Here is a 22975-nt window from a genome sequence, read left to right as displayed (position 1 = left end):
ATTTTCCCGGTTTTGGGCCAGACGCCCTTGCAGATAAGAACGTTTGTTCCGATACTGGCGGCAGATGGAACGTGTTTCCGGGCAAAGGGGGTTTTCGCGAATGGCGGTCCGGCTGGACGAGATGGACAGGAAAATCCTTGCGGAACTGCAGGCCGATGCCGAGCAATCGCTGGATGAGATCGCGCGCAAGGTCGGGTCTTCGAAGACGCCGGTCTGGAACCGGATCCGGCGGATGAAGGAGGCTGGGGTGATCACCCGGCAGACGGCGATCCTTGACCCCGAGGCGCTGGGGCTGGAAGCCTGCTTCTTCGTGCTGATCCGCACGAGCGAGCATGAGGCGGAGTGGCAGCGCAAGTTCCTCAAGGCGCTGCGCGAGCGGCCCGAAGTGCTTGAGGCGCATCGGCTGGCCGGGGATATCGACTATGTGCTGAAGGTGCGGGTGAAGAATGCGCGGGCCTATGACACCTTCTATCAGGCGCTGATTTCCGAGGTGCGGATCTACAACGTGACGGCCCTGCTGAGCATGGAAGAGATCAAGGCCACGACGGTGCTGCCGGTCTGAGGATCTGGCGCCGCGCCGGTCAGAAGGCCACGAGGACGAGCAGGATCACCAGCAGTTCCAGCGCGTGCTTGCCGATCTCGAACCCCAGACCTTGCCAGGTCTCGAAACCCATCAGATCCGGTGTGATCAGGTGGAGGATGAGGATGATACCCCCGCCGGCCAGCGTCAGCCCGACATTGATCCAGAGGCTGCGGGGCAATCCGGAGAGGCGGCGCACGGCCAGCAGGATGGCGCCCATGCCAAGGCAGGTGGCAATGGTGGTGAGAAAGGCAGTCAGCACGGCGTATCATCACCCCCTTTGGCCATGATCTGGTTGTGGGGGTGCAGGCGCGATCAGGCAAGGCAGCCTTACGGTTGAATCCTGCCCGAAGGTATGGCGGGCAGGCGTTGATCCGCCTTCAGCTTCAGGGCCTTGAGCCCGTGGAAGTGGAAGACATCGGCATAATGCGGGCGACCGGCCAGCCGCAGGTCCGGCAGGCGGGCAAAAAGGATGGGCAGGGCGATCTGCAGTTCCAGCCGGGCCAGCGGGGCGCCTACGCAGAAATGCAGGCCCGCGCCGAAGGTGGCATTGGGTTTCGCGACGCGGTCGGGGCGGAACCTGTCGGGGCGGTCCCATTGCCCGGGGTCGCGGTTGGCGGCGGCAAGCAGCAGGCCGACCTGATCGCCACGGTGGAAGGTCTGGCCCATCACCTCGACATCCTCATAGGCCCAGCGGGTGAAGAGATGCAGCGCGGGATCGTAGCGGAGGATTTCCTCGACCGTGGCCTCGATGCCTGCGGGGGCGAGGGCGGTGGCGGGTGTCTTTGCCTCAAGCAGGGTCTTCACGCCATTGCCGAGGGTATGCACCGTCGCCTCGTGCCCGGCATTCAGAAGCAGGATGCAGGTGGTGATCAGTTCATCGGTGGAGAGGCGGTCGCCTTCGCTTTCGGCGGCGATGAGATGCGAGATCAGATCATCGCGCGGGTCGTTGCGGCGGGCCTCGACATAGCCGCGCAGGAAGGAAACGAAGGCCTCGGTCGCGGCGACGGCGCGATCTTCGGTTTCGCGCCTGCGCCCGGCCATGTACATGCCCACCATCGCATTGGACCAGCGCAGCAGGTCATCCGCCATTTCTTCCGGCACGCCGAGGAGGCGGGCGATGATGATGACGGGCAGTTTCTGCGCGAAATGCGGCAGGAGATCGAATTCCCCCGCGGGAAGGGCGTCGATCAGGTCATGGGAAAGCTGCGTGATTTCCGGGGCAAGGGCGGCGATGCGGCGCGAGGTGAAGGCGCGCAGGACGAGGGCGCGCAGGCGGGTATGGCGGGGGGGTTCCAGCTCCAGCATGGAATGCGCCTCGACCGCGTAGAAGGGGCGCAGGTGATCGGGGATGGCGGGGGCATGTTCGGGGGGGGCCTCGCGGCCGAAGCGGCGGTCGCGCAGGATGGCGTTCACGGCGGCGGCAGAGGGGGTGCAGGCAAGGGCGTAGTCCTGCCAGTGGAAGAAGGGGCCGGTGGCGCGGGCGCGTTCGTAGAACGGATAGGGGTTCTGCACGAAGGCGGGATCGGTGGGGGATTGGGAAAGGGTCTGCATGGGCCTGTCAGCGGCGGAAGATGGGGATAAGCCCTTGTGCCACAAGCACTCCGATCGCGACAAGGGCCGCGCCGAGGGCCTGGACCCAGCTCCAGGTGCCGCCCAAAGCCAGCATGAAGACCATGACGTAGAAAGGGGTCAGGTTGATGTGCAGCGCCGACATCGCGATGCCGAGACTGCCCACGGCGATGATCCAGAGCACCTGGCTGATGGCCAGCCCGCCGATGCCGTAGATGGCGAGTGCCGTGAATTCGGTCAGGCCGAAGGCGGCGAGGTTGGGGCCGGGGAAGCCGAGGGCGAGGCTGATCAGGCCAAAGGCGGTGCCGGTGATGGCCGCGCCGCAGACGGTGAGGCTGGTGGAACCGAGGGGGGTAAGGCCGGGCAGGGCGGTGACCGTCCAGCGCGAGGCGAGGGTGAAGGTGATGACAGAGCCCAGGCAGAGCAGCGCGCCGATGCCGAAGCCGAGGCCGCCGTCGAAATTCCCCGCGGCAAGGATGCCCCCGATGATGGACAGCATGAGGCCCAGCACGATTCCGGGCGTAAGCCTGCGCCCATCAAGGAAAATTTCCAGTGTCATCCCGATCAGCGGCATGGCCGAGGAGACCACGGCGGCCATGACCGCCGAGGTGCGGGTCTGCCCGAAGACCAGAAGCAGCGCGCCCAGCGCCAGCAGCGATCCCACCATCGTGCCGCGCAGCCAATTGGCGCGGCGCAGCGCTGCGCCCCCTTCGACCAGCCACCAGACGGGCAGCAGGAAGGCCGCGGCCATGACCATTCGGGCGGCGTTCAGCAGGATGGGGGGAAGCGGTGCGGGATCGGCGCGGATCAGGATCTCGGCGGCGGGAAGGGCCGCGGCCCAGATCAGCATGGAGGCCATGCAGATGAGATTGGCGGAAAGCGGAGAGCGGGCGGGGGAAAGGGCGGTCATGGAATATCCTGAATCACCCCTGCACCATCCCCCGGAGCGGCCCTGCGGGCTGTTCCGGGGGCGACGTGAAAGGGCGCGATCAGGCCGCGGAAAGGGCGGAAACGATGGCGCCGAAATCGGCGGCCTTGAGGCTGGCGCCGCCGACAAGGGCACCGTCGACATGGGGCACGGCAAAGATTTCCGTTGCGTTGGAAGGCTTTACCGAGCCGCCATAGAGAAGGGGCACATCCGCCGCCGCCGCGCCGATGCGGGCGGTGAGGCGGGCGCGGAGGAAGGCGTGGACTTCGGCGATCTCGGCGATGGTGGGGGTGCGGCCGGTGCCGATGGCCCAGACCGGTTCATAGGCGATGACCAGATTGGCGGCCGTCGCATCGGCGGGGACGGAGCCGTGCAGTTGGGTTCCCACCACGTCGAGGGTGCGGCCGGCATCGCGTTCGGCTTCCGTCTCGCCGATGCAGACGATGGCGATGAGGCCCGCCTTGAGGGCGGCTTCGGCCTTGGCCAGGACCTGCGCATCGGTTTCGCCATGGTCGGTGCGGCGTTCGGAATGCCCGAGGATCACATGCGAAGCCCCTGAATCGACAAGCATTTCTGCCGAAATGTCGCCCGTGTGCGCGCCCGAGGATCTGGCATGGCAATCCTGCCCGCCGACCTTGATCGCCGTGCCGCGGGCGACATCGGCCATGCGCGCGATCAGGGTGGCGGGGGGGCAGAGCAGCATGTCGCAAGCGGGGGCGGGATGGGCCTGGGCCAGCGCCGAAACCTCGGCCAGGGCGGCGGCGGTGCCGTTCATCTTCCAGTTGCCTGCGGCGAGTTTTCTCATCCTGTCCTCCGGTTCCCAAAGCGCGCAAATGTGAGCGCAAACAGGGTTACGGGGAAAGGGTTTCAAGGGAAAGGGGTGTGCAACAATTTGTGCAGACGCGCAGTGCAACAGGCGGTGCAGACCGATTTCGGCAGGGAAATCGGGAAAGGGCGGGGATCGGTGCGGGGGGGCAGGTTGCGTGGGTGTGGCGGGGAGACCCCCGCCCTACGGGTTGGCGAGGGTGGCGGGGTGAACCCCGCCCTACGGGCGGTGTCGGGGGGCGGGGTGAACCCCGCCCTACGGGCGCGGGATCGCGCGCGCGGGGTCAGGCGGCGGGCTGGTCCTTGAACTTGATCGACTCACCGCAGCCGCAGGCCTCGGCCACGTTGGGATTGTTGAAGTGGAAGCCGGATTCGAGGAGCGATGTCTGATAGTCGATCTCGGTTCCGAAGAGGAACATCTGCGCCATGGGGGCAATCATCACCCGCGCGCCATCCTGTTCCACCACCTCATCCATCGGATTGACGTCGGTGACATAGTCCATGGTGTATTCCATGCCCGCGCAACCGCCCTTTTTCACGCCGATGCGCAGGCCCGCGCTGCCCTGCCTTTCCATCAGGCGGGCGATCTGCCGCACGGCGGCGGGGGTCAGGGTCACGGCCTGCTTGCCGGGAATGCCGAACATGATCTGATCCTTTGGGGGACTGCGCTGATCCTGAAGATAGGGCGCGGACCCCGCTTTTCCAAGCGATTACATGAAGCCGAGTTCGAGGCGGGCTTCGTCGGACATCATGTCCATGCCCCAGGGGGGATCGAAGGTCATCTTTACGTTCACCGATTTCACGCCCGCCAGCGGCTCCACCGCATCGGCGACCCAGCCCGGCATCTCGCCCGCCACAGGACAGCCCGGGGCTGTGAGGGTCATGGTGATGTCGACGTCATTTTCGGCGGTGATGTCGATCGTGTAGACAAGCCCCAGATCGAAGATGTTCACCGGAATTTCCGGGTCGAAGACCGTGCGGCAGGCCTCGACGACCTGATCGTAGAGGGGGTGATCGGTGCTGGAAGGGGCGATCAGGGGCGCGCCTTCGATCTTGTCCGCGTGGGTCATGGGTGTTCCGGTCGGGTTTCTTGACTGAATATATAGGGATTGTCGGCCCCAAGGTCCAGCCATCAGAACGGATCAGTTCGGGGCGGTGACGGCCACGGGAGCGCGGCCCGGTTCCAGCCGCCAGACGGCATTGGCGGCGAGGGTCTGCCAGTCGCCCGCCGTGCCGTCGGGCCAGAGGATGCGGATTTCGGCGCTGGTCGCGGGGCCGAGGCCGAAATGTTGGGGGACGAGGATGCCGCCGACATGGCCGCCGCCGACCTGCACCTCGCGGCTGTGGATGCGGCCATCGGGGCGGCGCAGTTCGATCCAGGCGCCGATGGCGTTGCGGTTGGGGCCGGGCAGGGAGAGATCGAGCGCGATCCAGTTGGCCGGGCTGGCCGTGGTGTTGCGCCAGATCTGGGCGGGTTCGTTGCGGTTGAGCGCGATCATGTCGAGCAGGCCATCGGCATTCAGATCGACCAGCGCGCCGCCGCGCCCCTGGGCCATGGAGGCGACACCGGACCTGTCGCCGGATTCGAGGAAGGTTCCGTCGGGGCGTTGCAGAAGGAGGTTGTTGGGATCGTCCTCGGCGAAATCGGGCATGGCCCAGACATTGCCCTTGACCACATAGAGATCCGGCAGGCCGTCATTGTTCACATCGCCGAATTGCGCGTGCCAGGCGGTGGAGGGGCGCAGGTCGCCGCCGGTATAGGGGCGGTGGGCGGTGACGCCGGATTTCAGCGCGATGTCGCGGTAGCGGGGGAGTGGCGCGCCCTGGGGCGGGATCTCGGCCAGCGTCTGCAGCTTGTTGTCGGCCATGGAGGTGAGGAAGAATTCGGGGAAGCCGTCGAAATTCAGATCTTCCTGCGCGATGCCCATGCCCCAGATGCGCAGGCGCTGCCAGCCTTCTGCTTCAGTGAACAGGCGGGGGGGCTGGCCGGGTTCGACATGCCAGAGCTGTTCCTGCCCGCCCTTGTAATATTCGCGGTCATTGGAGACGCGCAGGTCGGGGGTGCCTTGCCTGTCCCAGTCGGTGAAGAGGATCGAAAGGGCGCAGAAGCCGGGGGTGAGGGGGAGGGGGGCGTCGTAGCCTGACCCGTCGGTCTTGGGGCGGTAGAGGTGGTTGGGGGTGCAGTTGCCCCAGGGGAAGGCCTCTTGCGCGCGGTCGATATAGGTGCCGATGGCCAGCGTGGGCAGGGATGCGCCCTGTTCCCATGTGGCGGCAAAGGCGGTGGACCACAGATCGAGCCCGTCAAAGCCCCATGCCGCGGAGGCATCTTCGAACCTGCAGTCACCAAGGCCGCGCATCAGCCGGTCTTGCCCGACGCGGAGGAGGGCGAGGTCGAGGATGCCGTCGCCGTCGATATCGAGCGGGTAGGCGCCGGAGACGGAGGTTTCCTCAAGCCCCGAAGGGGTTGGGGTGAAGGCGAGGGGGCCTGCGGGAGCGCTGTCGTTCACGAAGAGGGCGGCGGGGGCGGTGCCGCCGGCGGCGAAGATGTCGGGGCGGGTGTCGCCGTTGCAATCGAAGACGGCGATTCCGCCGCCCACCATGAATTCCCATTCGCCGGTGAAGGCATGGGTGAAGCCTGCGGGGGCGGTTTCCTCGGCAAAGCTGGGGATCGCCGGATCCTGCGCGCGGGCGGGGGCGGCGGCGGCGAGGGCGAGGAGCAGGAGGGCGCGGCGCATCGGGATCATTTCCATGTCTTCAGCGCGTTGACGTGATCGCCGACGCAGGCCCCCTGATCGAGGCCAAGGTCGATGGCCGCGCGGAAATGGATGCCGCCATAGAGGCGCGAGATGCCCGCCTCGCGCGCCGCTGTCCAGAAATCGGGGAAGTCGCGGGGGGCGAGGCCATCGGCCTCATGCGTGCTGTCGGTGAAGGGGAAAGGGGTGCCGAAGGTGGCGGTCAGCACCTGCGCCACGGCGCCCGATTGGGTGGAGTGGCCGGAAGGATATTCGGGGAAGGGTGGTGTGATCAGCAGGGGTTCCCATTTCGGGTCGATCACGCGGCGGATATAGGTGACGGGGCGGAGCAGATCGTAGCGATACTTGTCGCGCCAGTTGACGATGAAGCCGTCGGAGACGGCCATGCCGAGGCGGACGAGGGCGTTGACCCGGTCTTCGACGGGAAGCGCGTCGCGTTCGGCGATTTCGAAGATGATGGACACCCAGTGGCCCGGCGGGGTGGGCGAGAGCATGGGATCGTCGGACCAGAAGCGGGCGATGATCTTTTGTTCGTCGGTCAGGGATCTGGAGGTGTCATAGACCTCCATCGCCTGCTTGTAGAATTCTGATCCCGGGTCTTCGGAATAGGCGGGGGGCGGGGGCAGGGGGCAGGCTTCGCCATCGGGCAGGGTGAAGGGGCGGTTCTGGCCCCAGGCGGGCAGGAGCGGGGCCTGCTGCAGCTGGACAAGGCTGGTGGGCACCCAGTCCTGCGGTTCGCCGCCGAGGGTGTAGGTCATGGGAAAGCCCAGGTTTTCCACCACGGCGCCGCCGTCATCGGCGGAGGCGGCGATGATCGCTTCGGCCAGGGCGGCGCCATAGGCCTGCGAGCGGGCGAGGGTGTCGGGATCGGTGCCTTCGGCGGTGAGGGCGTCGAGCTGTTTCGTCAGCGCGGCCTTGGCGCGTTGGCCGGTGGGGCCGGTGTTGGAGAAATAGACGTCCACCGCATGGGCGAGGGCGGTGTTGAGGATGACATCCTCGTCATAGGCGAGACCGTCCTCGCGGAGGGGGGGCATGGGTACGGCGGCGACCTGCCCGGTGAGGGATTGCAGCCGGTCACTGCCCGAGGCGGTGGCCTCATAGGCGATGAGGGCGGTATAGGCGAAGGCGCGGCTGGCGACGGGGGGGCTGTAGGTGGGGGTATGGCGGACGAGTTCGAGGATCATCCGATACCAGCTGCCCAGCACCTGCGCGCGGTCATCGCGCGCCCCGGCCTGTGCCTGATCCTGTGCCTGATCCTGTGACTGGACCTGTGACTGATCCTGTGACTGGGCCTGCGCCGGTGCTGCAAGAATGCAGAGGGCAACCGCCAGGGTTGCTGAGAAGTCTTTGAATATGTTCATCTTTCCCCCCTGAGGCGGGTCTTTGCGACCTCTGCCCCGGACGGAAACACGGCGCGGGGCTCCTTGCAAGGAAAACCCGCGCCGGGGATGACCGCCGATCAGAAGGGGATTTCGTCGTCCATGTCGGCCCGGCCACCGCCGCCGCCTGCGCCGCCCGAGCCGCCGCCGGAATAGCCGCCACCCGAACCGCCGCGCCCGCCGCCGGATGCGCCACCGGAATAGCCGCCGCCCTGATAATCATCCTGGCCGCCGCCGTAATCGCCACCGCCGCCACTGCCGCCGCCATCACCGCGACCGCCCAGAAGGGTGAGGTTGCCGTTATAGGGGCGCAGGACGATTTCGGTGGTGTAACGGTCCTGGCCCGACTGGTCCTGCCATTTGCGGGTTTCCAGCGCGCCTTCGATATAGACGGTGGAGCCCTTGCGCAGATACTGCTCGGCGATCTTGGCGAGCGCCTCGTTGAAGATGGCGACGGAATGCCATTCGGTGCGTTCCTTGCGTTCGCCCGAGTTCCGGTCGCGCCAGGTTTCCGAGGTGGCGATGCGCAGGTTCACCACCTTGCCGCCATTCTGGAAACTGCGCACCTCGGGATCGCGCCCGAGATTGCCGATGATGATGACCTTGTTGACCGAGCCAGCCATGGAGTTCTCCCCGAATCTGTTCTTGCGGACCTTAGGCCCTTGAGGGTTAACGAAACCCTTCGGGCAGAGCGGACCGGCATCCTGCGACGCCTTCCCTGACGCTATACCCGCCCCCACGACCTGCCGCAATGCGAAGGCGCGGGCGGAGGGGGGCGAAGTTGCGCGCCGGGCTCTGCAACCTGGGTTGCAGAGGGGGGTGTGGCGGGGAGGGGGGATCTGCAACCGGGGTTGCAGAGGGGGGCAGGCGGGGCGGTCTATACCCTGCGGCGGATTCCGGTGGGCGGGGCGGGGTGGCATCTGGGGCGACGACGGCCGGGCAAAGCGCCCTGCCGCGCAACATGAAAGGTTGAACAGATGATCCGCAAGAGTGCCGTGGCCGCGCTGGCCCTGACCCTTCTTTCCGCCCCCTTTGCCATGGCGTCGGAGGGCAAGGTGGACGCCGCCGCGCAGGAAACGCTGACCGCGCAACTGACCGCCGAAGGCTATGAGGTGCGCCAGTTCAAATCGGAAGACGGGCTGATCGAGGTCTATGTCGTGAAGGACGGCAAGATGCAGGAGCTGTGGTTCGATGCCGATCTGAAGCAGGTCGAGCATGAGGAAGACGAGGGCTGATCGCCCGTCACCGGGGCAGGGGGGCACGGGTCGACCGCGCTGCGGCGGCCGTGCCCCCCGCTTTGGAGCCGAACCGCAGAGCAAGGGAAGATGAGATGTCGGAAAGAGTGCGCGTCTGGGATCCGCTGGTGCGGATCTTTCACTGGTCGCTGGCGGGGGCCTTTCTGGCCAATGCCTTTTTCACCCGGCCGGGCAGGGAGGTTCATCAATGGGTGGGCTATGCCGTGGCGGGCTTGATCGCGCTGCGGGTGGTCTGGGGCCTTGTCGGCACGCGGCATGCGCGCTTTGCCGATTTCCTGCCGATGCCCGGCGCGGTGCTGGGCCAGATCCGCGACATGGCGACGGGGCGGCGGCATGCCCATGCGGGCCATTCGCCGCTGGGCGCGCTGATGATCTGGAACCTGCTGCTGACCATGGCGGGACTGGCGGCATCGGGTTATGCGATGACGACGCTGACCTTCTTCGGTGTGGAATGGGTCGAGGAGGTGCATCAGGTGCTGGTGGTCTGGGCCGAGATTTCGGTCGTGGTGCATGTGCTGGCGGTGGTGGGGGAAAGCCTGCGACTTGGTGTCAATCTTCCGAAGTCCATGGTGACGGGATACAAGACCCTGCCCTGAGCCTGCCATTGGCCTGCCCCGGGCCTGACCGATGACCAAGGACGGATCTGCATGCCATGACGGACGACTTCGAGACGACGCGCGACAGGCCCCGACCCGCGCCGCGATCCCCGCGGCGCATCCTGGGGCTGATCCTGTTCCAGGTCCTGTGCGCGGGGTTCTTCCTTGTGGATGTGATCGCCGATCTGGGTGAACTGGGCTTTCATCCCTGGCACATGCTGCCCGAACTGGCGGCGACCGCGGGGCTGTTTCTGGGCATCGCCTTCGAGGTGGGGGCCTTGATGGCCCTGCTCCGGCGGCAGGCGCATATGGAAAGGTCGCTGGGGGTGGCGGCCGGGGCGCTGGCGGAGTTGATGGAGGATTACTTTCGCCAATGGGGGCTGACGCCATCGGAGGCGGATGTGGCCGGATTCACCATCAAGGGCTGCACCATCGCCGAGATCGCGAAGCTGCGCGGATCGGCGGAGGGCACGGTGAAGACGCATCTGAACGCGATCTACCGCAAGGCCGGGGTGCAGGGGCGCGGGCAGTTGGTGAGCATCCTGATCGAGGACCTGCTGAATGCGCCGCTGGTGACGGCGCGGCCGGGCGGGGCTGCGGGATCGTGACCCACTGGTCAAGGGCGCGGCGGGGATGTATGGTCCGCGCTGATCTGACTGGGATGGTGGCATGCGGGCTTTGGCCTTCGGAGCGGTGATCCTTCTGGGGGGCGGTCTTGCCGAGGGCGGGCTGCGGGCCGAGGGGCTTGTCCTTTCGGGATCGGGGCAGTCGAGGCTGGCCATCTTCGAGAAGCAGAAATCGCTGCTGGATGGACGGCTGGCCAAGCAGTATTCCGGATCGGAGCGGCTGCGCCCCAAGCGCGAGGGCGAAGAGGATGACGGCCCGCTGCCGGCCTTTCGCGGCAATTACAAGGGCGAGTTCCTGGAGGTGGCCAAGGCCGCCGCGCGCAGGCACAACATCCCCGAGGATCTGTTTCTGCGGCTGGTGCAGCAGGAGAGCGGCTGGAATGCGGGCGCGGTCAGCCCGAAGGGCGCGACGGGGCTGGCGCAGCTGATGCCGGATACGGCGCGGCTTCTGGGGGTGGATATCAACGATCCGGCCGAGAACCTGGACGGCGGGGCGCGCTATCTGCGGATGATGTATGACCGCTTCGGTTCGTGGCGGCTGGCGCTGGCGGCCTATAATGCGGGGCCGATGGCGGTTGAGACGCATGACGGCATCCCGCCCTATGCCGAGACCGAGAATTACGTGAAGGCAATCCTCGGCTGAACTGGCGATGTGGGCGATTTCTGACGCGAGACAATCGCGGCGGAATTTGACGCAAATTCCGGGGCCCAGCCTTTGGATACGGGGAGAGTGCGTGCGGCCTGCGCCGCATGACTTTCGCTGCCCCCGAAGGGGGCCGTTTCCTGCGTCAGGAAACGGCGCGAAATCTGTGTCAGATTTCGCCTTTGCGGGGCGAGAGGCGGGGTGAACCCCGCCCTACTCTGCCGCGATCTTGATGACGGGTTCCATGCTGGCAAGCACTGCATCGGGCAGGTGGCACTTGATCTGATGGCCACCCTCCAGCATGCGGACGGGGGGCACCTCCTTCTCGCACAGGCCGCCCGCGACCTGGGCTTTCCAGCGGCAGCGCGTCTGGAAGGGGCAGCCGGGGGGCGGGTTGACCGCCGAGGGGATGTCGCCTTCCAGCACGATGCGGCTTTTCTGCACGCGGGTATCGGCGATGGGGACGGCGGAGAGAAGCGCCTCGGTATAGGGGTGGTAGGGGGGGGCGAAGACCTGATCGGTCGTGCCCATTTCCACCACATGGCCCAGATACATCACCATCACCCGGTCCGAGAGGTAACGGACGATCGACAGGTCATGGCTGATGAAGAGGAGGGTGGTCTTGTTCTTCCTCTGGATGTCCATCAGGAGGTCGGTGACGGCGGCCTGGACCGACACGTCCAGCGCCGAGACGGGTTCGTCGGCCACCACCACCTTGGCGCCGCCCGCGAAGGCGCGGGCGATGCCGACGCGCTGTTTCTGGCCGCCCGACAGCTGGCGCGGCATGCGGTCGGCGAAGGCGCGGGGGAGTTTGACGAGGTCGAGGAGTTCCAGCATCCGCGCGTGGCGTTCGGCGTCGGAATTGCCGTAATCGAAGATTTCCAGCGCGCGGATGATCTGGCGGCCCACGGTCATGGAGGGGTTGAGCGTGTCGAAGGGGTTCTGGAACACCATCTGGAGTTTCGAGATCGTGTCCGTGCCGCGCATCTGGATCGGCGTTGACTGCACGTTTTCGTCAAACAGCATGATCTGGCCGGAGGTGGCGGTTTCCAGCCCCATCAGCACCTTGGCGAAAGTGGATTTGCCACAGCCGGATTCGCCCACGATGGCGAGCGTCTCGCCTTCGCGCGCTTCGAAGGAGAGGGTTTCGTTGGCCTTCACCACCTTCTGCATGCCGCCGCCGAAGGCCGAGGTGCCGACGGAATAGTATTTCTTCAGGTCGTCGAGTTTCAGGACGACGCGGCCGATCTCGGCCTTTTCGGTCACCTTGCCGGCGGCGGGGGGCGTGGACCAGTCGATTTCGGTGCTGCGCAGGCAGCGGGTTTCGTGGCGGTGGCCGTCAGGGACGGCGACCATGGGGATGTCCTGCGCATTGCAGCGGCCTTCGACGAAATAGCTGCAGCGGGGGCCGAAATTGCAGCCCTGGGGCCGTTCATGGGGCAGGGGGAAGTTGCCGGGAATGGCCACGAGGGGGCGGGCGTTCTTGTCGGCGCCGGGCAGCGGGATGGAGCGGAAGAGCGCCTGGGTATAGGGGTGGCGCATCTTGTCGAAGACCTCTTCGACATTGCCGGTCTCTACCGCCTCGCCGGAATACATCACGCAGAGGCGGTCGCAGACATCCAGCACGAGGCCGAGGTTGTGCGAGATGAAGAGCATCGAGGTGCCGTATTTCTCGCCCAGATCCTTGACGAGGTCGACGATGCCGGCTTCGACCGTGACGTCGAGTGCGGTGGTGGGTTCGTCGAGGATGAGGAGCGCGGGTTTCGACATCAGCGCCATGGCGATGACGATGCGCTGCTGCTGGCCGCCCGAAAGCTGGTGCGGGTAGGCATTCACGATGCGGTCGGGGTCGGGCAGGCGGACATCGGCCACGATCTGGCGGGCGAGTTTCCAGGCCTCGTCCCTGGACATGCCCTGATGGATCATCGGCACTTCGGCCAGCTGCGCGCCGATCTTCATGGCCGGGTTCAGCGAGGCCATGGGTTCCTGATAGATCATCGCGATCTCGGAGCCGCGGATGTGGCGGAGTTCCTCTTCACTCATAAGCGTCAGGTCGCGGCCCTTGAACCGGATCGAGCCGCCGGTGATGCGGCCGTTCTTGCCCAGATCGCGCATGACGGCGAGGGCCACGGTGGATTTGCCGCAGCCGGATTCGCCCACCAGCCCCATCGCCTCGCCCGCCATGACGGTGCAGGAGAAATCCATCACGGCGGGGATTTCGCGCAGGCGGGTGAAGAAGGAGATCGAGAGGTTCTCGATTTCGAGGATGGGTTTGGAGGGATCCCAGGGTTCAGACATTTCGACCTCGCGCGGGTTGATCGTGCGGGACCGGGGGTTTCACACCCCCGGACCCCCGTGGGATATTTTTGAACAGATGAAGCAGCAGAGGGGCATCGCGGCGTCAGTCCTTCATGCTTTCCTCGCGCAGGCCGTCGGCGAGGAGGTTCAGGCCGAGGACGAGCGACATGAGGGCGATGGCAGGGACGACCGCCGGGTGGGGGGCGATGGCCAGAAGGCGGCGGCCATAGTTGATGGTGCTGCCCCAATCGGGGGATTCGGGCGTGACGCCGAGGCCGAAGAAGCCGAGCGTGCCCAGAAGGATCGTGGTGTAGCCGATGCGGAGGCAGAAATCGACGATCAGGGGGCCGCGGGCATTGGGCAGGATTTCCCAGAGCATGATATACCATGGCCCTTCGCCCCGGGTCTGGCCTGCCGCCACATAGTCGCGGGTCTTGATGTCCATCACCATGCCGCGCACGATGCGGAACACGCCGGGCGAGTTCACGAAGACCACCGAGACGAAGACGTTGAGCATGTTCGGGTCCATCGACCAGATGCCCAAGGGATCGGCGTTGAAGGCGAGGCCGCTATAGGCCCAGAGGCCGAAGAGCAGCGTGAGGCCCACATAGAGGTTGCGCTTGGCAGGGGTGGTGAAGAAGCGCGAGTTGAAGAGGATGGTGAGGAAGATCACCGGGAAGATGAAGAGGATGGCGGCCAGCGCGATGGGGATGCCGGTGACGCGGATTTCGGGTGTCACGAGCAGGTAGAAGAGCAGGATCACCGGGAAGGCGAGGACGAGGTTCGACAGGAAGCTGATCGTGGTATCGAGCCTGCCGCCGAGATAGCCTGCGGGCAGGCCCAGCGTGATGCCCACCATGAAAGCCACGACCGTGGCGGCGGGGGCGATCTTCAGCACCTCGCGCGCGCCCATGACGACGCGGGAGAAGACATCGCGGGCGAGGTGGTCGCCGCCCAGCAGATACCAGGGATAGGCCCCTTCGGCGGGATCCTTGAGCGGCGAGCCGGGGATGATGTTCTTCATGCCCGAAAGCTGTGCCAGCGGGTCATGGGTGATGATCCAGTCGGCGAAGAGGGCGGTGAAGACCCAGAACATGACAAGGCCGAATCCCGTCATGCCGACCGGGCTGTCGAAGATGCGGCCATAGAGGCCGAGGCGGCGCTTGAACTGCATCGAAAGGGCGAAGGTGACGATCAGGGCCACCCAGACGGGCAGGAGTTGCGCCGCGATGCGCAGGAGGATGGAACCCCAGGAGAGTGCGTCTTCCATGCGTGATCCTTAGGCGAGGCGGATGCGGGGATTGAGGAAGACGTAGCCGATATCCGAGATCAGCTGCGTCACCAGGACGACGAAGACGGCGACGACCGAGCAGGCGAGCAGCGTGTCGATGTCGTTGTTGCCGGCGGCCTGCACGAGCGTCCAGCCGAAGCCCTTGTAGTTGAACAGCGTTTCCACGATCACCACGCCGTTCAGCAGCCAGGGGAATTGCAGCATGATCACCGTGAAGGGGGCGATCAGGGCGTTGCGGAGCGCGTGCTTCATCACGACCTGGCGGAAGGAGACGCCTTTCAGGCGGGCGGTGCGGATATATTGCTGGGTCATCACCTCGGTCATCGAGGCGCGGGTCATGCGGGCGATGTAGCCGATGCCGTAAAGGGCGATGGTCATCACGGGGAGGAAGAAGTTCCAGAAGGTGATGTCGTCCATGGCCGATGTCGCGGTGCCGGGGAAGAGCGTCTTGCCCGAGATCCAGCCCGCCTCGGCCAGGATGGGCGAGATGCCCGCCGTGGCAGAGGCGAGAAGCGCGATCAGGATGACGCCCGAGACATATTCGGGGGTTGCCGTGGTGGTGATGGCGAAGGTGGACAGCACGCGGTCGGTGCGCGAGCCTTCGCGCATGCCCGACAGCACGCCCAGGAGCAGCGAGGAGGGCACCATCACGATCATCACCCAGAGCATGAGCCAGCCCGTCGCGCCGAGCGAGCGGGCGAGAACCTCTGTCACCGGCTGCTTGAAGACGGTGGAAAAGCCCCAGTTGCCCTGCAGGATGCCGCAGAAGCGGGGGGCGGTGGCGGGATCGGTGCCATTTGCGATGCAGCGGCCGCGCAGGGTGCCATCCTCCCCCTCGCGCGTCCAGCCGGGCATGACGCCCAGCCATTCGCCATAGCGCACCAGCACCGGCCCGCCATAGCCGTTATTCTCGAGCCAGCTTGCCACGGCATCGTCGGCCATGCGGACCGAGGCCTCGGACTTGGCGAGCTTCTCGAGGTTGGGGGGCAGGTTCGTCATGTAGAAGACGATGAAGGTCAGGGCGATGGCGGTCAGCACCATCACGCCGATGCGCCGCAGCACGAAATACAGCATGGATCATCCTTTCCCGATCATGGGGGATGAGGGCGGGCAGAGGCGCGGGGGCCTTGCTGCGGCTCTGGTGGCGATGCGGAAGATGCGCGGGGGAGAGGTGCCCCCCCGCGCATCCGATTGGCAATCAGGCGATCAGGCCGAGATCGACCACTTGTAGTGGTGGTGTTCGAAGGTCGCGTGCATGTCGGCCCCCTTCACCTTGGGATCGAAGTGGCGGTAGATCGAGCGCCAGTAGGGCTGCACCATGACGCCCTGTTCCTGCATGATCTCTTCGAGACGCTTCATCACTTCGGACCGCGCCTTGGCATCGGAAATCGACAGCGCCTTGGCGAGTTCGGCATCGAATTCGGCGTTCGAGAAGGCGGCTTCGTTCCAGGCTTCGCCCGAACGATAGGCCAGCGCGAGGATCTGGACGCCGAGCGGACGCATGTTCCATTCGGTGGCCGAGAAGGGGTATTTCAGCCAGTCGTTCCAGAAGGTGGAGCCGGGAAGCACGGTGCGCTTGATGTTCAGGCCCGCATCGCGGATCTGGGCTGCGACGGCGTCGCAGGTTGCGGCCTGCCAGCTGTCATCGAGCGAGATGAGCTCGAATTCGAAATCGCCCTTGCCCGCATCCTTGACCTTCTGCGCGCCGGCGGCCGGATCGGCAGTCAGCGGGGGCAGGGCGTAGTATTCGGGGTGGATCGGGCAGACATGGTGGTTTTCCGCCACGGTGCCGAGGTTCGAATAGCCCAGTTCGAGGACGACATTGTTGTCCACGCACTGAATGAGGCCGGTACGGACGTTCACATCCTTGTATTCCTCGGCCAGCTGGTTGAAGCGGACGGCCAGCGTCGCGGCGGTGACGGCTTCGGATTTCGTCCAGCCCAGCGCATCGAACTGTTCGATGAATTCGCCCGTCGACTGATAGGTCGCGTCGATTTCACCGGCGGCGGCGGCGTTCACTTCGGCCGAGGGATCGGTGCCGAGTTCGGTATATTCGATCCGGTCCAGATAGGGGCCGCCATAGACGGCGGTGCCCCACCAGGTGTGGTTGGTGTTCTTGACCAGATGCGCCTTGACGCCAACCTCGACGGTTTCGGGCAGATAGGGGCCGGTGCCCGGGGTCTGGGTCGGGTCGCCGTTTTCATAGGATTTGTGAACGACCGCAGCCGGATAATCGGCCAGGCCCGCGAGCAGCGACACGTCGGGCGCGGAGAGCGCGAGCTTCACGGTCAGCGGATCGACCACGGTGACGGCGCCGTCGCGCAGGGCCTTCTTCTCGGCATCGACGAGCATCGAGATGCGGCCCGGCATCGAGTTGCCTTCGACATTGCCGTCGGCCCAGCGGGCGAAGTTGTGCGCCACGTCATCGGCGGTGAAATCCTCGCCGTTGTTCCACTTCACGCCCGCGCGGACCTTGAGCGTGTATTCGGTCGCGTCGGCATTGGCTTCCCACGAGTCGAGCAGCATGCCGCGGATCGAGCCGTCATTGTTGTATTCGACGAGGTATTCCAGCCAGCCACGGGTGACGTTGGCGATCTGCGACCAGTCGGCGGTGCGCGGGTCCTTCAGCGCCTTGATCTCCATCGACATGCGCAGCGTGCCGCCTTCGGTGGGGGTGTCCTGCGCCATGGCGGGCGCGTCCATGCCGATCAGGGCATAGGCAGCGGCGGCGGAAACGCCGAGCGCGGTGGTGCGGGCGAGGAATTCACGGCGGGACAGGACGCCCTGGCGCACTTCCTCGGCATACATGGTTGCCGCCGGATGGATCATGGCGGTCTGGGTTGTGTCTTTCATTTCGGTCTCCCTGGACAGGCAGTGGCTTTATTGGTTTTTATGTCGCTTTCGCGCCCCGGTTGATCTTTTCGCGTCCGGTCATCCCGCAGGGGGAGACCGGAAAAACCGAACCGATGCGCACGGATCGCCCCGCCAATAGCGCATCTTTTTCGACCATCCGTCAACGCTTGGTTTCGGCGGTTCAATGTCTGTTTACGACATGTTCAGGACGTATACGGGCATTTGCCCGCAAGGTCAAACCGAGCGCCGGAATTCGGTGGGCGACTTGCCCGTAAGGTGTTGGAAGGCGCGGGTGAAATAGGCCGCCGAGGTGAAGCCGAGGCTGGCCCCGATTTCGCCCACGGGCATGCGCGTTTCGGCCAGCAGGCGGCGCGCTTCGAAGATGCGGCGATCCTGCAGGATGGTGATGGCCGAGCGCCCGCAGGCCTGCCGGCAGCAGCGCGACAGGTGGGTGGGCGTGACGCCCAGCGCGGCGGCGAATTCGCCGACCCCTGCGCCGGTGCGGAAATCGCGTTCGATCAGGGCGGTGTAGCGCGCCACAAGCCGTTTCGCGGCATCGGGGCGGGTCTGTTCGGGCGCGGCCTTGGCGACCTGGCGTTCCAGCCAGACGCCGAGCAGGCCCATGTAATGGCGCGTGGCGCGTTCATGGGCCGGGCTGTCGGAATTCATCTCGCGCAGGATCATGTCGAAGATGACATTCACCTCCTGCTGGGCATGCACCTCGCGGATGCGCAGCAGATGCGGGGCCTGCGGCAGGGGCAGGGTGCAATCCTTGCCGAAGAAGAGGGCATTGCCAAAGACCTGCGGGCCGACCTCGAAGCCATGCATCACTCCTGCGGGGATGAAGACGGCGTTATGGGCGGTATAGCCGCGGGTGACGCCCGCGATGGTGATGCGGCCCTGGCCCTTGGTGAACCAGAGCAGCATGGGTTCGGAAATGGCGCGCATCGCCTCGACCCGCCAGCGACCGCCAGCCGCCAGCCGCGGGATCGCGACAAGTCGCGGTTCGCCGCCAGCCGGGCCGGTAAGGGCCGCTGCCTGAGTGAGGTCTTGCATCCGGGGCTCTTCCGCCATGGGTTCGAAGCGAATCATAACGCCGGTATTGCAACCAACCCAAGCAAAAAGATGGCAAGGCCGGGCAGTTATCCACAAGCCTTTCGGATGCTGTTGATAACCTTTGGGTTGTGCGTGTGGGTCCGGTTCGCTTCTGGCTCAGGGCAGGGGGATGGCGCGCCAGTCGCCCATGCGCGAGCGGAACCAGGTGCGCTGGCGCTTGGCATATTGGCGCGAGGCTGTCTTGGCGGCGGCGATGGCCTCAAGCAGGGGCAGGCTGCCCTGCAGATGGGCGATGAGTTCCGGCGCGCCGATGGCGCGCGAGGCGGGGCGGTTCGGTTGCCAATGGGGGAGTTCGGCGCGCGCCTCCTCCAGCGCACCTTCGGCGATCATGGCGTCGAAGCGGCGGTCGATGCGGGCGTTCAGCCAGGCGACATCGGGGGTCAGCACCAGTGCTTCGGCCTTTGAAAGGGGCAGGGCCGGGGGGGCGGTGTCGTCCTGCCAGGCGGCAAGGCCGCGGCCGGTGGTCTGCAGCACCTCCCAGGCGCGCTGGATGCGGGCGGGGTTCTGACGGTCGATCCGGGCGGCGGTGGCAGGGTCGAGCGCGGCCAGAAGGGCGGCGGGGCCTTCGGTTTCGCGGATGAGGTCGGCGCGGGCGCGGATGGCGGCGGGGGTGGGGGGGATCTCGGCCAGGCCCTCGGTCAGGGCGGTGAAGTAGAGCCCGGTGCCCCCCACGATGACGACGGGGCGATCCAGAAGCGGCAGGACGGCGCGCAGCCAGTGGCCGACGGACCAGTCGGCCTCGCGCGGGACATGGCCATAGAGGGCGTGAGGGGCCTGCGCTTCATCCTGGCGAGAGGGGCGGGCGGTCAGGATGCGCCAGTTGGCATAGACCTGCAGCGCATCGGCATTGACGATCACCCGCCCGTCGCGGGCGGCAAGCTCCATCGCCAGGGCCGATTTGCCGCTGGCGGTGGGGCCTGCGATCAGGATGGGCGCCTCGCGCGAGAGGGTCTTGGTGTCGAACCGCAGGGCCTGCCTCCTTTCCATCCGCGCCGGGGGTCGCGCTCCGCGCCGGGAGGGGTGCGGGGAGGGCAGGTTGCCCTCCCCGCCCGCGCGGCCCGCAGGGCGCGCGGTTCCCCGGTTGAACCCGACGCCGTTTTCATACATTTTGCGCCGCAGTCAAACCAGATTACGAAAAGCGGGGTTTCCATGTCCAAACCGGTTCTTGATGCATCGGTCACCTATAGCCGCGTCATGCTCAAGATTTCCGGTGAGGCCCTGATGGGTGATCAGGGCTTCGGGCTGCATCCGCCCACCGTCCAGCGCATCGCGCAGGAGGTGAAGTCGGTCCATGATCTGGGCGTCGAGATCTGCATGGTGATCGGCGGCGGCAACATCTTCCGCGGACTGGCCGGATCGGCGCAGGGGATGGAGCGGACGACGGCGGATTACATGGGGATGCTGGCCACGGTGATGAACGCGCTGGCGATGCAGTCGGCGCTGGAGCAGCTGGGCGTCTTCACCCGGGTGATCAGCGCGATCCCGATGGATCAGGTCTGCGAGCCCTATATCCGCCGCCGCGCGGTGCGGCATCTGGAGAAGAAGCGGGTCTGCATCTTTGCCGCCGGAACGGGCAATCCCTATTTCACCACCGACACGGCCGCCACGCTGCGCGCCAACGAGATGGCCTGCCAGGCGATCTTCAAGGGCACCAAGGTGGACGGGGTCTATGACAAGGACCCCAAGAAGCATGCCGATGCCAAGCGCTATGAGACCGTCAGCTATGACGAATGCCTGGCCAGGCATCTGGGGGTGATGGATGCCTCGGCCATTGCGCTGGCCCGCGACAACAACCTGCCGATCATCGTCTTCTCGCTGGATGAACCGGGCGGGTTCCGCGGCATCCTGCGCGGCGAGGGCACCTATACGCGCGTTACTGGGTGAACTGCGGCGGGTGGCGGGGAAATCCCCGCCCTACGGGGCTGTTCCGTTTTGGCGCGGCTCTGCTATAGAACGGGAAACGGTCCCGCAGCGGACCGGGGAATGAAGGAAGACCACATGTCGGCTGACGACCTCGACATCGACCTTGACGCCATCGAGCGCCGCATGGATGGCGCGATGAACGCGCTGAAGACGGAATTCGCCTCGCTGCGGACGGGGCGGGCCTCGGCCCAGATCCTGGATCCCATTCAGGTGGAAGCCTATGGCCAGATGACACCCATCAACCAGCTGGGCACGGTGAACGTGCCCGAACCGCGGATGGTGGTCATCAATGTCTGGGACAAGGGCATGATCGGCAAGGTGGAAAAGGCGATCCGCGAAAGCGGGCTGGGGATCAACCCGGTGACCGACGGGCCGCTGATCCGGCTGCCCATCCCGGAACTGAACGAGCAGCGCCGCAAGGAGCTTGCCAAGGTCGCGGCGCAATATGCCGAAAGCGCCAAGGTCGCGATACGCAACGTGCGGCGCGACGGGATGGACCAGATCAAGAAGGCCAAGGCGGCGGGCATGTCCGAGGACGACCAGAAGATGTGGTCGGACGAGGTGCAGGAGCTGACGGACAAGGCGATTGCCGCGGTCGACAGGCAGCTTGAACAGAAGCAAGCGGAAATCATGCAGGTCTGACACGGGGCGCAGGGCGGCCCCGGGGCCGCCTGCCTGCCGTCTGACGGGGAGCTGGGCTTGGGCACAGGCGAGAAAACCGATCCGAAGCGCCCGCCCCGCAATGCGGAGCATGTGGCCATCATCATGGACGGAAACGGCCGCTGGGCCACCTCGCGCGGCTGGCCGCGGCTGGTGGGCCACCGGCGCGGGGCCGAGCGGGTGCGCGAGGTGGTGCGCGCCTGTCCGGATCTGGGGATCCGCTGGCTGACCATCTATGCCTTTTCGACCGAGAACTGGAAGCGGTCCACCGAAGAGGTGCTGGGCCTGATGGCGATCTTCGCGCGCTATATCGAGCGCGAGGCGGACCGGCTGTCGGTGGAGGGGGTGCGGCTGCGCTTCATCGGCGACAGGTCGCGGCTGGATCCCAAGCTGCAGAAGATGATGGCCGGGATCGAGGCGCGGACGGCGGCGGGCACGCGGCTGAACCTGACGGTGGCGATCAATTACGGCGGCCGGGACGAGATCACGCGCACGGTGCGCGCCATCGCGCGGGACGTGGCGGCGGGGCTGCTGGCACCCGAGGCGGTGACCGAGGCGCTGATCTCGTCGCGGCTGGATACGGGCGATCTGCCCGACCCGGACCTGATCATCCGCACCAGCGGCGAGACGCGGACATCGAATTTCCTGCCCTGGCAGGCGGCCTATGCGGAATACGAATTCTCTGAAACGCTGTGGCCCGATTTCGGGGCGCAGCATCTGGCGCAGATCGTGGGGCAGTTCGGCCATCGCGAACGCCGGTTCGGCGGGGTGGTGAACGCATGACGACCGGGCAGCAGGAGGCCGGGCCGACAGGGGGCACCCCCGAGGAGGGTGGCACAGCCCCCGGGCAGGCCGGGCAGGAGGCGGCGGCCTTCGCCCCGGCCCCGGCGGGCAGCCTGCGCTGGGCGGATCTGCGGACGCGGTTCGTGTCGGCCATCGTCATGGTCTCTGTCGGGGCGGCGGAAATCTGGTTGGGCGGCCCGTCCTTTGCGGTGCTGGTGGTGCTGCTGACGGCGGGGATGATCTGGGAACTGGCTTCGATCACGGCGCCCGTGCAGAAGAACCGCCCGCTGGTCATGGCGGGGATCGGGGCGGCGGCGCTGGGCGCGGCGCTGGTGCTGCGGTCGGATCTGGCGGCGGCCTTCCTGATGATCCCCTCGCTGGCGCTGGCGCTGACGCCGCGGCGCGACCGGCGGATCGCGGCGATCTATGCGGCGGCGATCATGGTGGCGGGCTATGGGCTGGTGGAATTCCGCGACGAGGCGGGAACGGCCGGGGTGCTGTGGCTGGTGATCATCGTGGTGACGTCGGATGTGGCGGGATATTTCGTCGGGCGCATGGTGGGCGGGCCGAAATTCTGGCCCCGCGTCAGCCCGAAGAAGACATGGTCGGGCACGGTTGCGGGCTGGATCGGGGCGGCGCTGGTGGGGGCGGGCTTTGTGCTGGCGGGGCTTGGCGGCTGGGTTCTGGTGCCGCTTTCGGCGCTGGTGGCCCTGGCCGGGCAATTGGGCGACATCGCGGAAAGCTGGGTGAAGCGGCGGGCGGGGGTGAAGGACAGCTCGTCCCTGATCCCGGGCCATGGCGGGCTGCTGGACCGGTTCGACGCGCTGATCGGGGCGACGGTTCTGGTGATGGTGCTGGGCCTGTTCTTCAAGACGCTTCCCATCGGCTGATCC

25 protein-coding genes are annotated in these 22975 nt (G+C 66.3%); 10 read left to right on the top strand and 15 right to left on the bottom strand.

The genetic code is table 11. The features are described from left to right. Window positions 1-100: 100 nt before the first annotated feature. Entirely contained in the window at window positions 101-562 is a 462-nt protein-coding gene (locus G5V65_RS11585; RefSeq protein ID WP_165050189.1) for an Lrp/AsnC family transcriptional regulator, read from the top strand. 19 nt (window positions 563-581) lie between these two features. Here G5V65_RS11585 and G5V65_RS11580 read toward each other — a convergent pair whose 3' ends face one another. The 9 genes from G5V65_RS11580 to ssb form a co-directional block, all read right to left on the bottom strand. Continuing rightward, window positions 582-842 carry a hypothetical protein gene (locus G5V65_RS11580; RefSeq protein ID WP_165050187.1) on the bottom strand — a complete coding sequence of 87 codons (261 nt, stop codon included), beginning with the start codon at window positions 840-842 and terminating at the stop codon, window positions 582-584. A gap of 68 nt (window positions 843-910) precedes the next feature. Then, complete coding sequence (locus tag G5V65_RS11575; RefSeq protein ID WP_165050185.1) at window positions 911-2134, bottom strand: cytochrome P450; 1224 nt, start codon at window positions 2132-2134, stop codon at window positions 911-913. 7 nt (window positions 2135-2141) lie between these two features. Further along, entirely contained in the window at window positions 2142-3062 is a 921-nt protein-coding gene (locus G5V65_RS11570) for a DMT family transporter (protein ID WP_165050183.1), read from the bottom strand. A gap of 79 nt (window positions 3063-3141) precedes the next feature. Next, complete coding sequence (tpiA, locus tag G5V65_RS11565; protein WP_165050181.1) at window positions 3142-3885, bottom strand: triose-phosphate isomerase; 744 nt, start codon at window positions 3883-3885, stop codon at window positions 3142-3144. Between the two features lie 304 nt (window positions 3886-4189). Further along, on the bottom strand, window positions 4190-4549 hold the full coding sequence (locus G5V65_RS11560) for a HesB/IscA family protein (protein ID WP_165050179.1): 360 nt from the start codon (window positions 4547-4549) through the stop codon (window positions 4190-4192). A gap of 66 nt (window positions 4550-4615) precedes the next feature. Next, window positions 4616-4975 (bottom strand): SUF system Fe-S cluster assembly protein, encoded by a 360-nt coding sequence (locus tag G5V65_RS11555; protein ID WP_165050177.1) that lies wholly within the window; start codon window positions 4973-4975, stop codon window positions 4616-4618. 72 nt (window positions 4976-5047) lie between these two features. Beyond that, entirely contained in the window at window positions 5048-6640 is a 1593-nt protein-coding gene (locus G5V65_RS22675) for a CRTAC1 family protein (protein WP_165050174.1), read from the bottom strand. Window positions 6641-6645: 5 nt separating this feature from the next. After that, window positions 6646-8019, bottom strand: a complete 1374-nt coding sequence (locus G5V65_RS11545; protein WP_165050172.1) for a vanadium-dependent haloperoxidase — start codon at window positions 8017-8019, stop codon at window positions 6646-6648. 98 nt (window positions 8020-8117) lie between these two features. Next, a complete protein-coding gene (gene ssb, locus G5V65_RS11540; protein ID WP_165050170.1) occupies window positions 8118-8660 on the bottom strand; it encodes a single-stranded DNA-binding protein in 543 nt (180 codons plus the stop codon). A 354-nt stretch (window positions 8661-9014) separates the two neighbouring features. On the opposite strand from ssb, the gene G5V65_RS11535 reads away from it, so the two are divergent. The 4 genes from G5V65_RS11535 to G5V65_RS11520 all read left to right on the top strand — a co-directional run bounded on the left by G5V65_RS11535 (window position 9015) and on the right by G5V65_RS11520 (window position 11158). Continuing rightward, a complete protein-coding gene (locus G5V65_RS11535) occupies window positions 9015-9272 on the top strand; it encodes a PepSY domain-containing protein (protein ID WP_165050168.1) in 258 nt (85 codons plus the stop codon). Between the two features lie 95 nt (window positions 9273-9367). Further along, window positions 9368-9889 carry a cytochrome b/b6 domain-containing protein gene (locus G5V65_RS11530; protein WP_165050166.1) on the top strand — a complete coding sequence of 174 codons (522 nt, stop codon included), beginning with the start codon at window positions 9368-9370 and terminating at the stop codon, window positions 9887-9889. Window positions 9890-9945: 56 nt separating this feature from the next. Then, window positions 9946-10497 (top strand): helix-turn-helix transcriptional regulator, encoded by a 552-nt coding sequence (locus tag G5V65_RS11525; protein WP_165050163.1) that lies wholly within the window; start codon window positions 9946-9948, stop codon window positions 10495-10497. 61 nt (window positions 10498-10558) lie between these two features. Beyond that, window positions 10559-11158: a lytic transglycosylase domain-containing protein gene (locus G5V65_RS11520; protein WP_165050161.1), complete on the top strand. Its 600-nt coding sequence runs from the start codon at window positions 10559-10561 to the stop codon at window positions 11156-11158. Window positions 11159-11371: 213 nt separating this feature from the next. Here G5V65_RS11520 and G5V65_RS11515 read toward each other — a convergent pair whose 3' ends face one another. The 3 genes from G5V65_RS11515 to G5V65_RS11505 form a co-directional block, all read right to left on the bottom strand. After that, window positions 11372-13456: a dipeptide ABC transporter ATP-binding protein gene (locus tag G5V65_RS11515; RefSeq protein ID WP_165050159.1), complete on the bottom strand. Its 2085-nt coding sequence runs from the start codon at window positions 13454-13456 to the stop codon at window positions 11372-11374. A 103-nt stretch (window positions 13457-13559) separates the two neighbouring features. After that, entirely contained in the window at window positions 13560-14726 is a 1167-nt protein-coding gene (locus tag G5V65_RS11510; RefSeq protein WP_165050156.1) for an ABC transporter permease, read from the bottom strand. Window positions 14727-14735: 9 nt separating this feature from the next. After that, window positions 14736-15821 (bottom strand): ABC transporter permease, encoded by a 1086-nt coding sequence (locus G5V65_RS11505; protein WP_165050153.1) that lies wholly within the window; start codon window positions 15819-15821, stop codon window positions 14736-14738. Between G5V65_RS11505 and G5V65_RS11500 the strand changes: the two genes are divergently transcribed. Beyond that, entirely contained in the window at window positions 15820-15978 is a 159-nt protein-coding gene (locus tag G5V65_RS11500; RefSeq protein WP_165050150.1) for a hypothetical protein, read from the top strand. The genes G5V65_RS11505 and G5V65_RS11500 overlap by 2 nt on opposite strands. Here G5V65_RS11500 and G5V65_RS11495 read toward each other — a convergent pair. From G5V65_RS11495 to miaA, 3 genes are all read right to left on the bottom strand, one after another. Next, the gene (locus G5V65_RS11495) at window positions 15954-17600 is read right to left on the bottom strand and encodes an ABC transporter substrate-binding protein (protein WP_241250538.1); all 1647 of its coding nucleotides are present in this window, start codon (window positions 17598-17600) and stop codon (window positions 15954-15956) included. The two genes, G5V65_RS11500 and G5V65_RS11495, sit on opposite strands and share 25 nt — an antisense overlap. 234 nt (window positions 17601-17834) lie before the next feature. Further along, the gene (locus G5V65_RS11490) at window positions 17835-18656 is read right to left on the bottom strand and encodes a helix-turn-helix domain-containing protein (protein WP_165050148.1); all 822 of its coding nucleotides are present in this window, start codon (window positions 18654-18656) and stop codon (window positions 17835-17837) included. A 156-nt stretch (window positions 18657-18812) separates the two neighbouring features. After that, a complete protein-coding gene (miaA, locus tag G5V65_RS11485; RefSeq protein ID WP_165050146.1) occupies window positions 18813-19703 on the bottom strand; it encodes a tRNA (adenosine(37)-N6)-dimethylallyltransferase MiaA in 891 nt (296 codons plus the stop codon). Between the two features lie 162 nt (window positions 19704-19865). On the opposite strand from miaA, the gene pyrH reads away from it, so the two are divergent. The 4 genes from pyrH (at window position 19866) to G5V65_RS11465 (ending at window position 22972) form a co-directional block, all read left to right on the top strand. Next, a complete protein-coding gene (gene pyrH, locus G5V65_RS11480; RefSeq protein WP_165050144.1) occupies window positions 19866-20600 on the top strand; it encodes a UMP kinase in 735 nt (244 codons plus the stop codon). 114 nt (window positions 20601-20714) lie between these two features. Next, window positions 20715-21281 carry a ribosome recycling factor gene (gene frr, locus G5V65_RS11475; RefSeq protein WP_165050142.1) on the top strand — a complete coding sequence of 189 codons (567 nt, stop codon included), beginning with the start codon at window positions 20715-20717 and terminating at the stop codon, window positions 21279-21281. A gap of 123 nt (window positions 21282-21404) precedes the next feature. Beyond that, window positions 21405-22082, top strand: coding sequence for a polyprenyl diphosphate synthase (gene uppS / locus G5V65_RS11470; protein WP_165050383.1), 678 nt, complete (start codon window positions 21405-21407; stop codon window positions 22080-22082). Further along, the gene (locus G5V65_RS11465) at window positions 22079-22972 is read left to right on the top strand and encodes a phosphatidate cytidylyltransferase (protein WP_165050140.1); all 894 of its coding nucleotides are present in this window, start codon (window positions 22079-22081) and stop codon (window positions 22970-22972) included. Before uppS ends, G5V65_RS11465 begins: the two co-directional genes overlap by 4 nt. Window positions 22973-22975: the final 3 nt, after the last annotated feature.

It is taken from the genome of Paragemmobacter kunshanensis, assembly GCF_011059185.1.
Taxonomy (GTDB): domain Bacteria; phylum Pseudomonadota; class Alphaproteobacteria; order Rhodobacterales; family Rhodobacteraceae; genus Paragemmobacter; species Paragemmobacter kunshanensis.
This window is presented reverse-complemented; position numbering and strand designations above follow the sequence as displayed.

Bases quoted from the DNA above. Each gene is read 5' to 3' on its own strand.
- G5V65_RS11560 (WP_165050179.1), bottom strand. From the start codon at position 4,549: ATGTTCGGCATTCCCGGCAAGCAGGCCGTGACCCTGACCCCCGCCGCC.
- ssb (WP_165050170.1), bottom strand. From the start codon at position 8,660: ATGGCTGGCTCGGTCAACAAGGTCATCATCATCGGCAATCTCGGGCGC.
- frr (WP_165050142.1), top strand. From the start codon at position 20,715: ATGTCGGCTGACGACCTCGACATCGACCTTGACGCCATCGAGCGCCGC.
- miaA (WP_165050146.1), bottom strand. From the start codon at position 19,703: ATGGAAAGGAGGCAGGCCCTGCGGTTCGACACCAAGACCCTCTCGCGC.
- G5V65_RS11510 (WP_165050156.1), bottom strand. From the start codon at position 14,726: ATGGAAGACGCACTCTCCTGGGGTTCCATCCTCCTGCGCATCGCGGCG.
- G5V65_RS11495 (WP_241250538.1), bottom strand. From the start codon at position 17,600: ATGAAAGACACAACCCAGACCGCCATGATCCATCCGGCGGCAACCATG.
- G5V65_RS22675 (WP_165050174.1), bottom strand. From the start codon at position 6,640: ATGCGCCGCGCCCTCCTGCTCCTCGCCCTCGCCGCCGCCGCCCCCGCC.
- G5V65_RS11555 (WP_165050177.1), bottom strand. From the start codon at position 4,975: ATGACCCACGCGGACAAGATCGAAGGCGCGCCCCTGATCGCCCCTTCC.
- uppS (WP_165050383.1), top strand. From the start codon at position 21,405: ATGGACGGAAACGGCCGCTGGGCCACCTCGCGCGGCTGGCCGCGGCTG.
- pyrH (WP_165050144.1), top strand. From the start codon at position 19,866: ATGTCCAAACCGGTTCTTGATGCATCGGTCACCTATAGCCGCGTCATG.
- G5V65_RS11530 (WP_165050166.1), top strand. From the start codon at position 9,368: ATGTCGGAAAGAGTGCGCGTCTGGGATCCGCTGGTGCGGATCTTTCAC.
- G5V65_RS11490 (WP_165050148.1), bottom strand. From the start codon at position 18,656: ATGCAAGACCTCACTCAGGCAGCGGCCCTTACCGGCCCGGCTGGCGGC.
- G5V65_RS11545 (WP_165050172.1), bottom strand. From the start codon at position 8,019: ATGAACATATTCAAAGACTTCTCAGCAACCCTGGCGGTTGCCCTCTGC.
- G5V65_RS11500 (WP_165050150.1), top strand. From the start codon at position 15,820: ATGGATCATCCTTTCCCGATCATGGGGGATGAGGGCGGGCAGAGGCGC.
- G5V65_RS11535 (WP_165050168.1), top strand. From the start codon at position 9,015: ATGATCCGCAAGAGTGCCGTGGCCGCGCTGGCCCTGACCCTTCTTTCC.
- G5V65_RS11575 (WP_165050185.1), bottom strand. From the start codon at position 2,134: ATGCAGACCCTTTCCCAATCCCCCACCGATCCCGCCTTCGTGCAGAAC.
- G5V65_RS11505 (WP_165050153.1), bottom strand. From the start codon at position 15,821: ATGCTGTATTTCGTGCTGCGGCGCATCGGCGTGATGGTGCTGACCGCC.
- G5V65_RS11525 (WP_165050163.1), top strand. From the start codon at position 9,946: ATGACGGACGACTTCGAGACGACGCGCGACAGGCCCCGACCCGCGCCG.
- G5V65_RS11520 (WP_165050161.1), top strand. From the start codon at position 10,559: ATGCGGGCTTTGGCCTTCGGAGCGGTGATCCTTCTGGGGGGCGGTCTT.
- G5V65_RS11585 (WP_165050189.1), top strand. From the start codon at position 101: ATGGCGGTCCGGCTGGACGAGATGGACAGGAAAATCCTTGCGGAACTG.
- G5V65_RS11515 (WP_165050159.1), bottom strand. From the start codon at position 13,456: ATGTCTGAACCCTGGGATCCCTCCAAACCCATCCTCGAAATCGAGAAC.
- G5V65_RS11570 (WP_165050183.1), bottom strand. From the start codon at position 3,062: ATGACCGCCCTTTCCCCCGCCCGCTCTCCGCTTTCCGCCAATCTCATC.
- tpiA (WP_165050181.1), bottom strand. From the start codon at position 3,885: ATGAGAAAACTCGCCGCAGGCAACTGGAAGATGAACGGCACCGCCGCC.
- G5V65_RS11465 (WP_165050140.1), top strand. From the start codon at position 22,079: ATGACGACCGGGCAGCAGGAGGCCGGGCCGACAGGGGGCACCCCCGAG.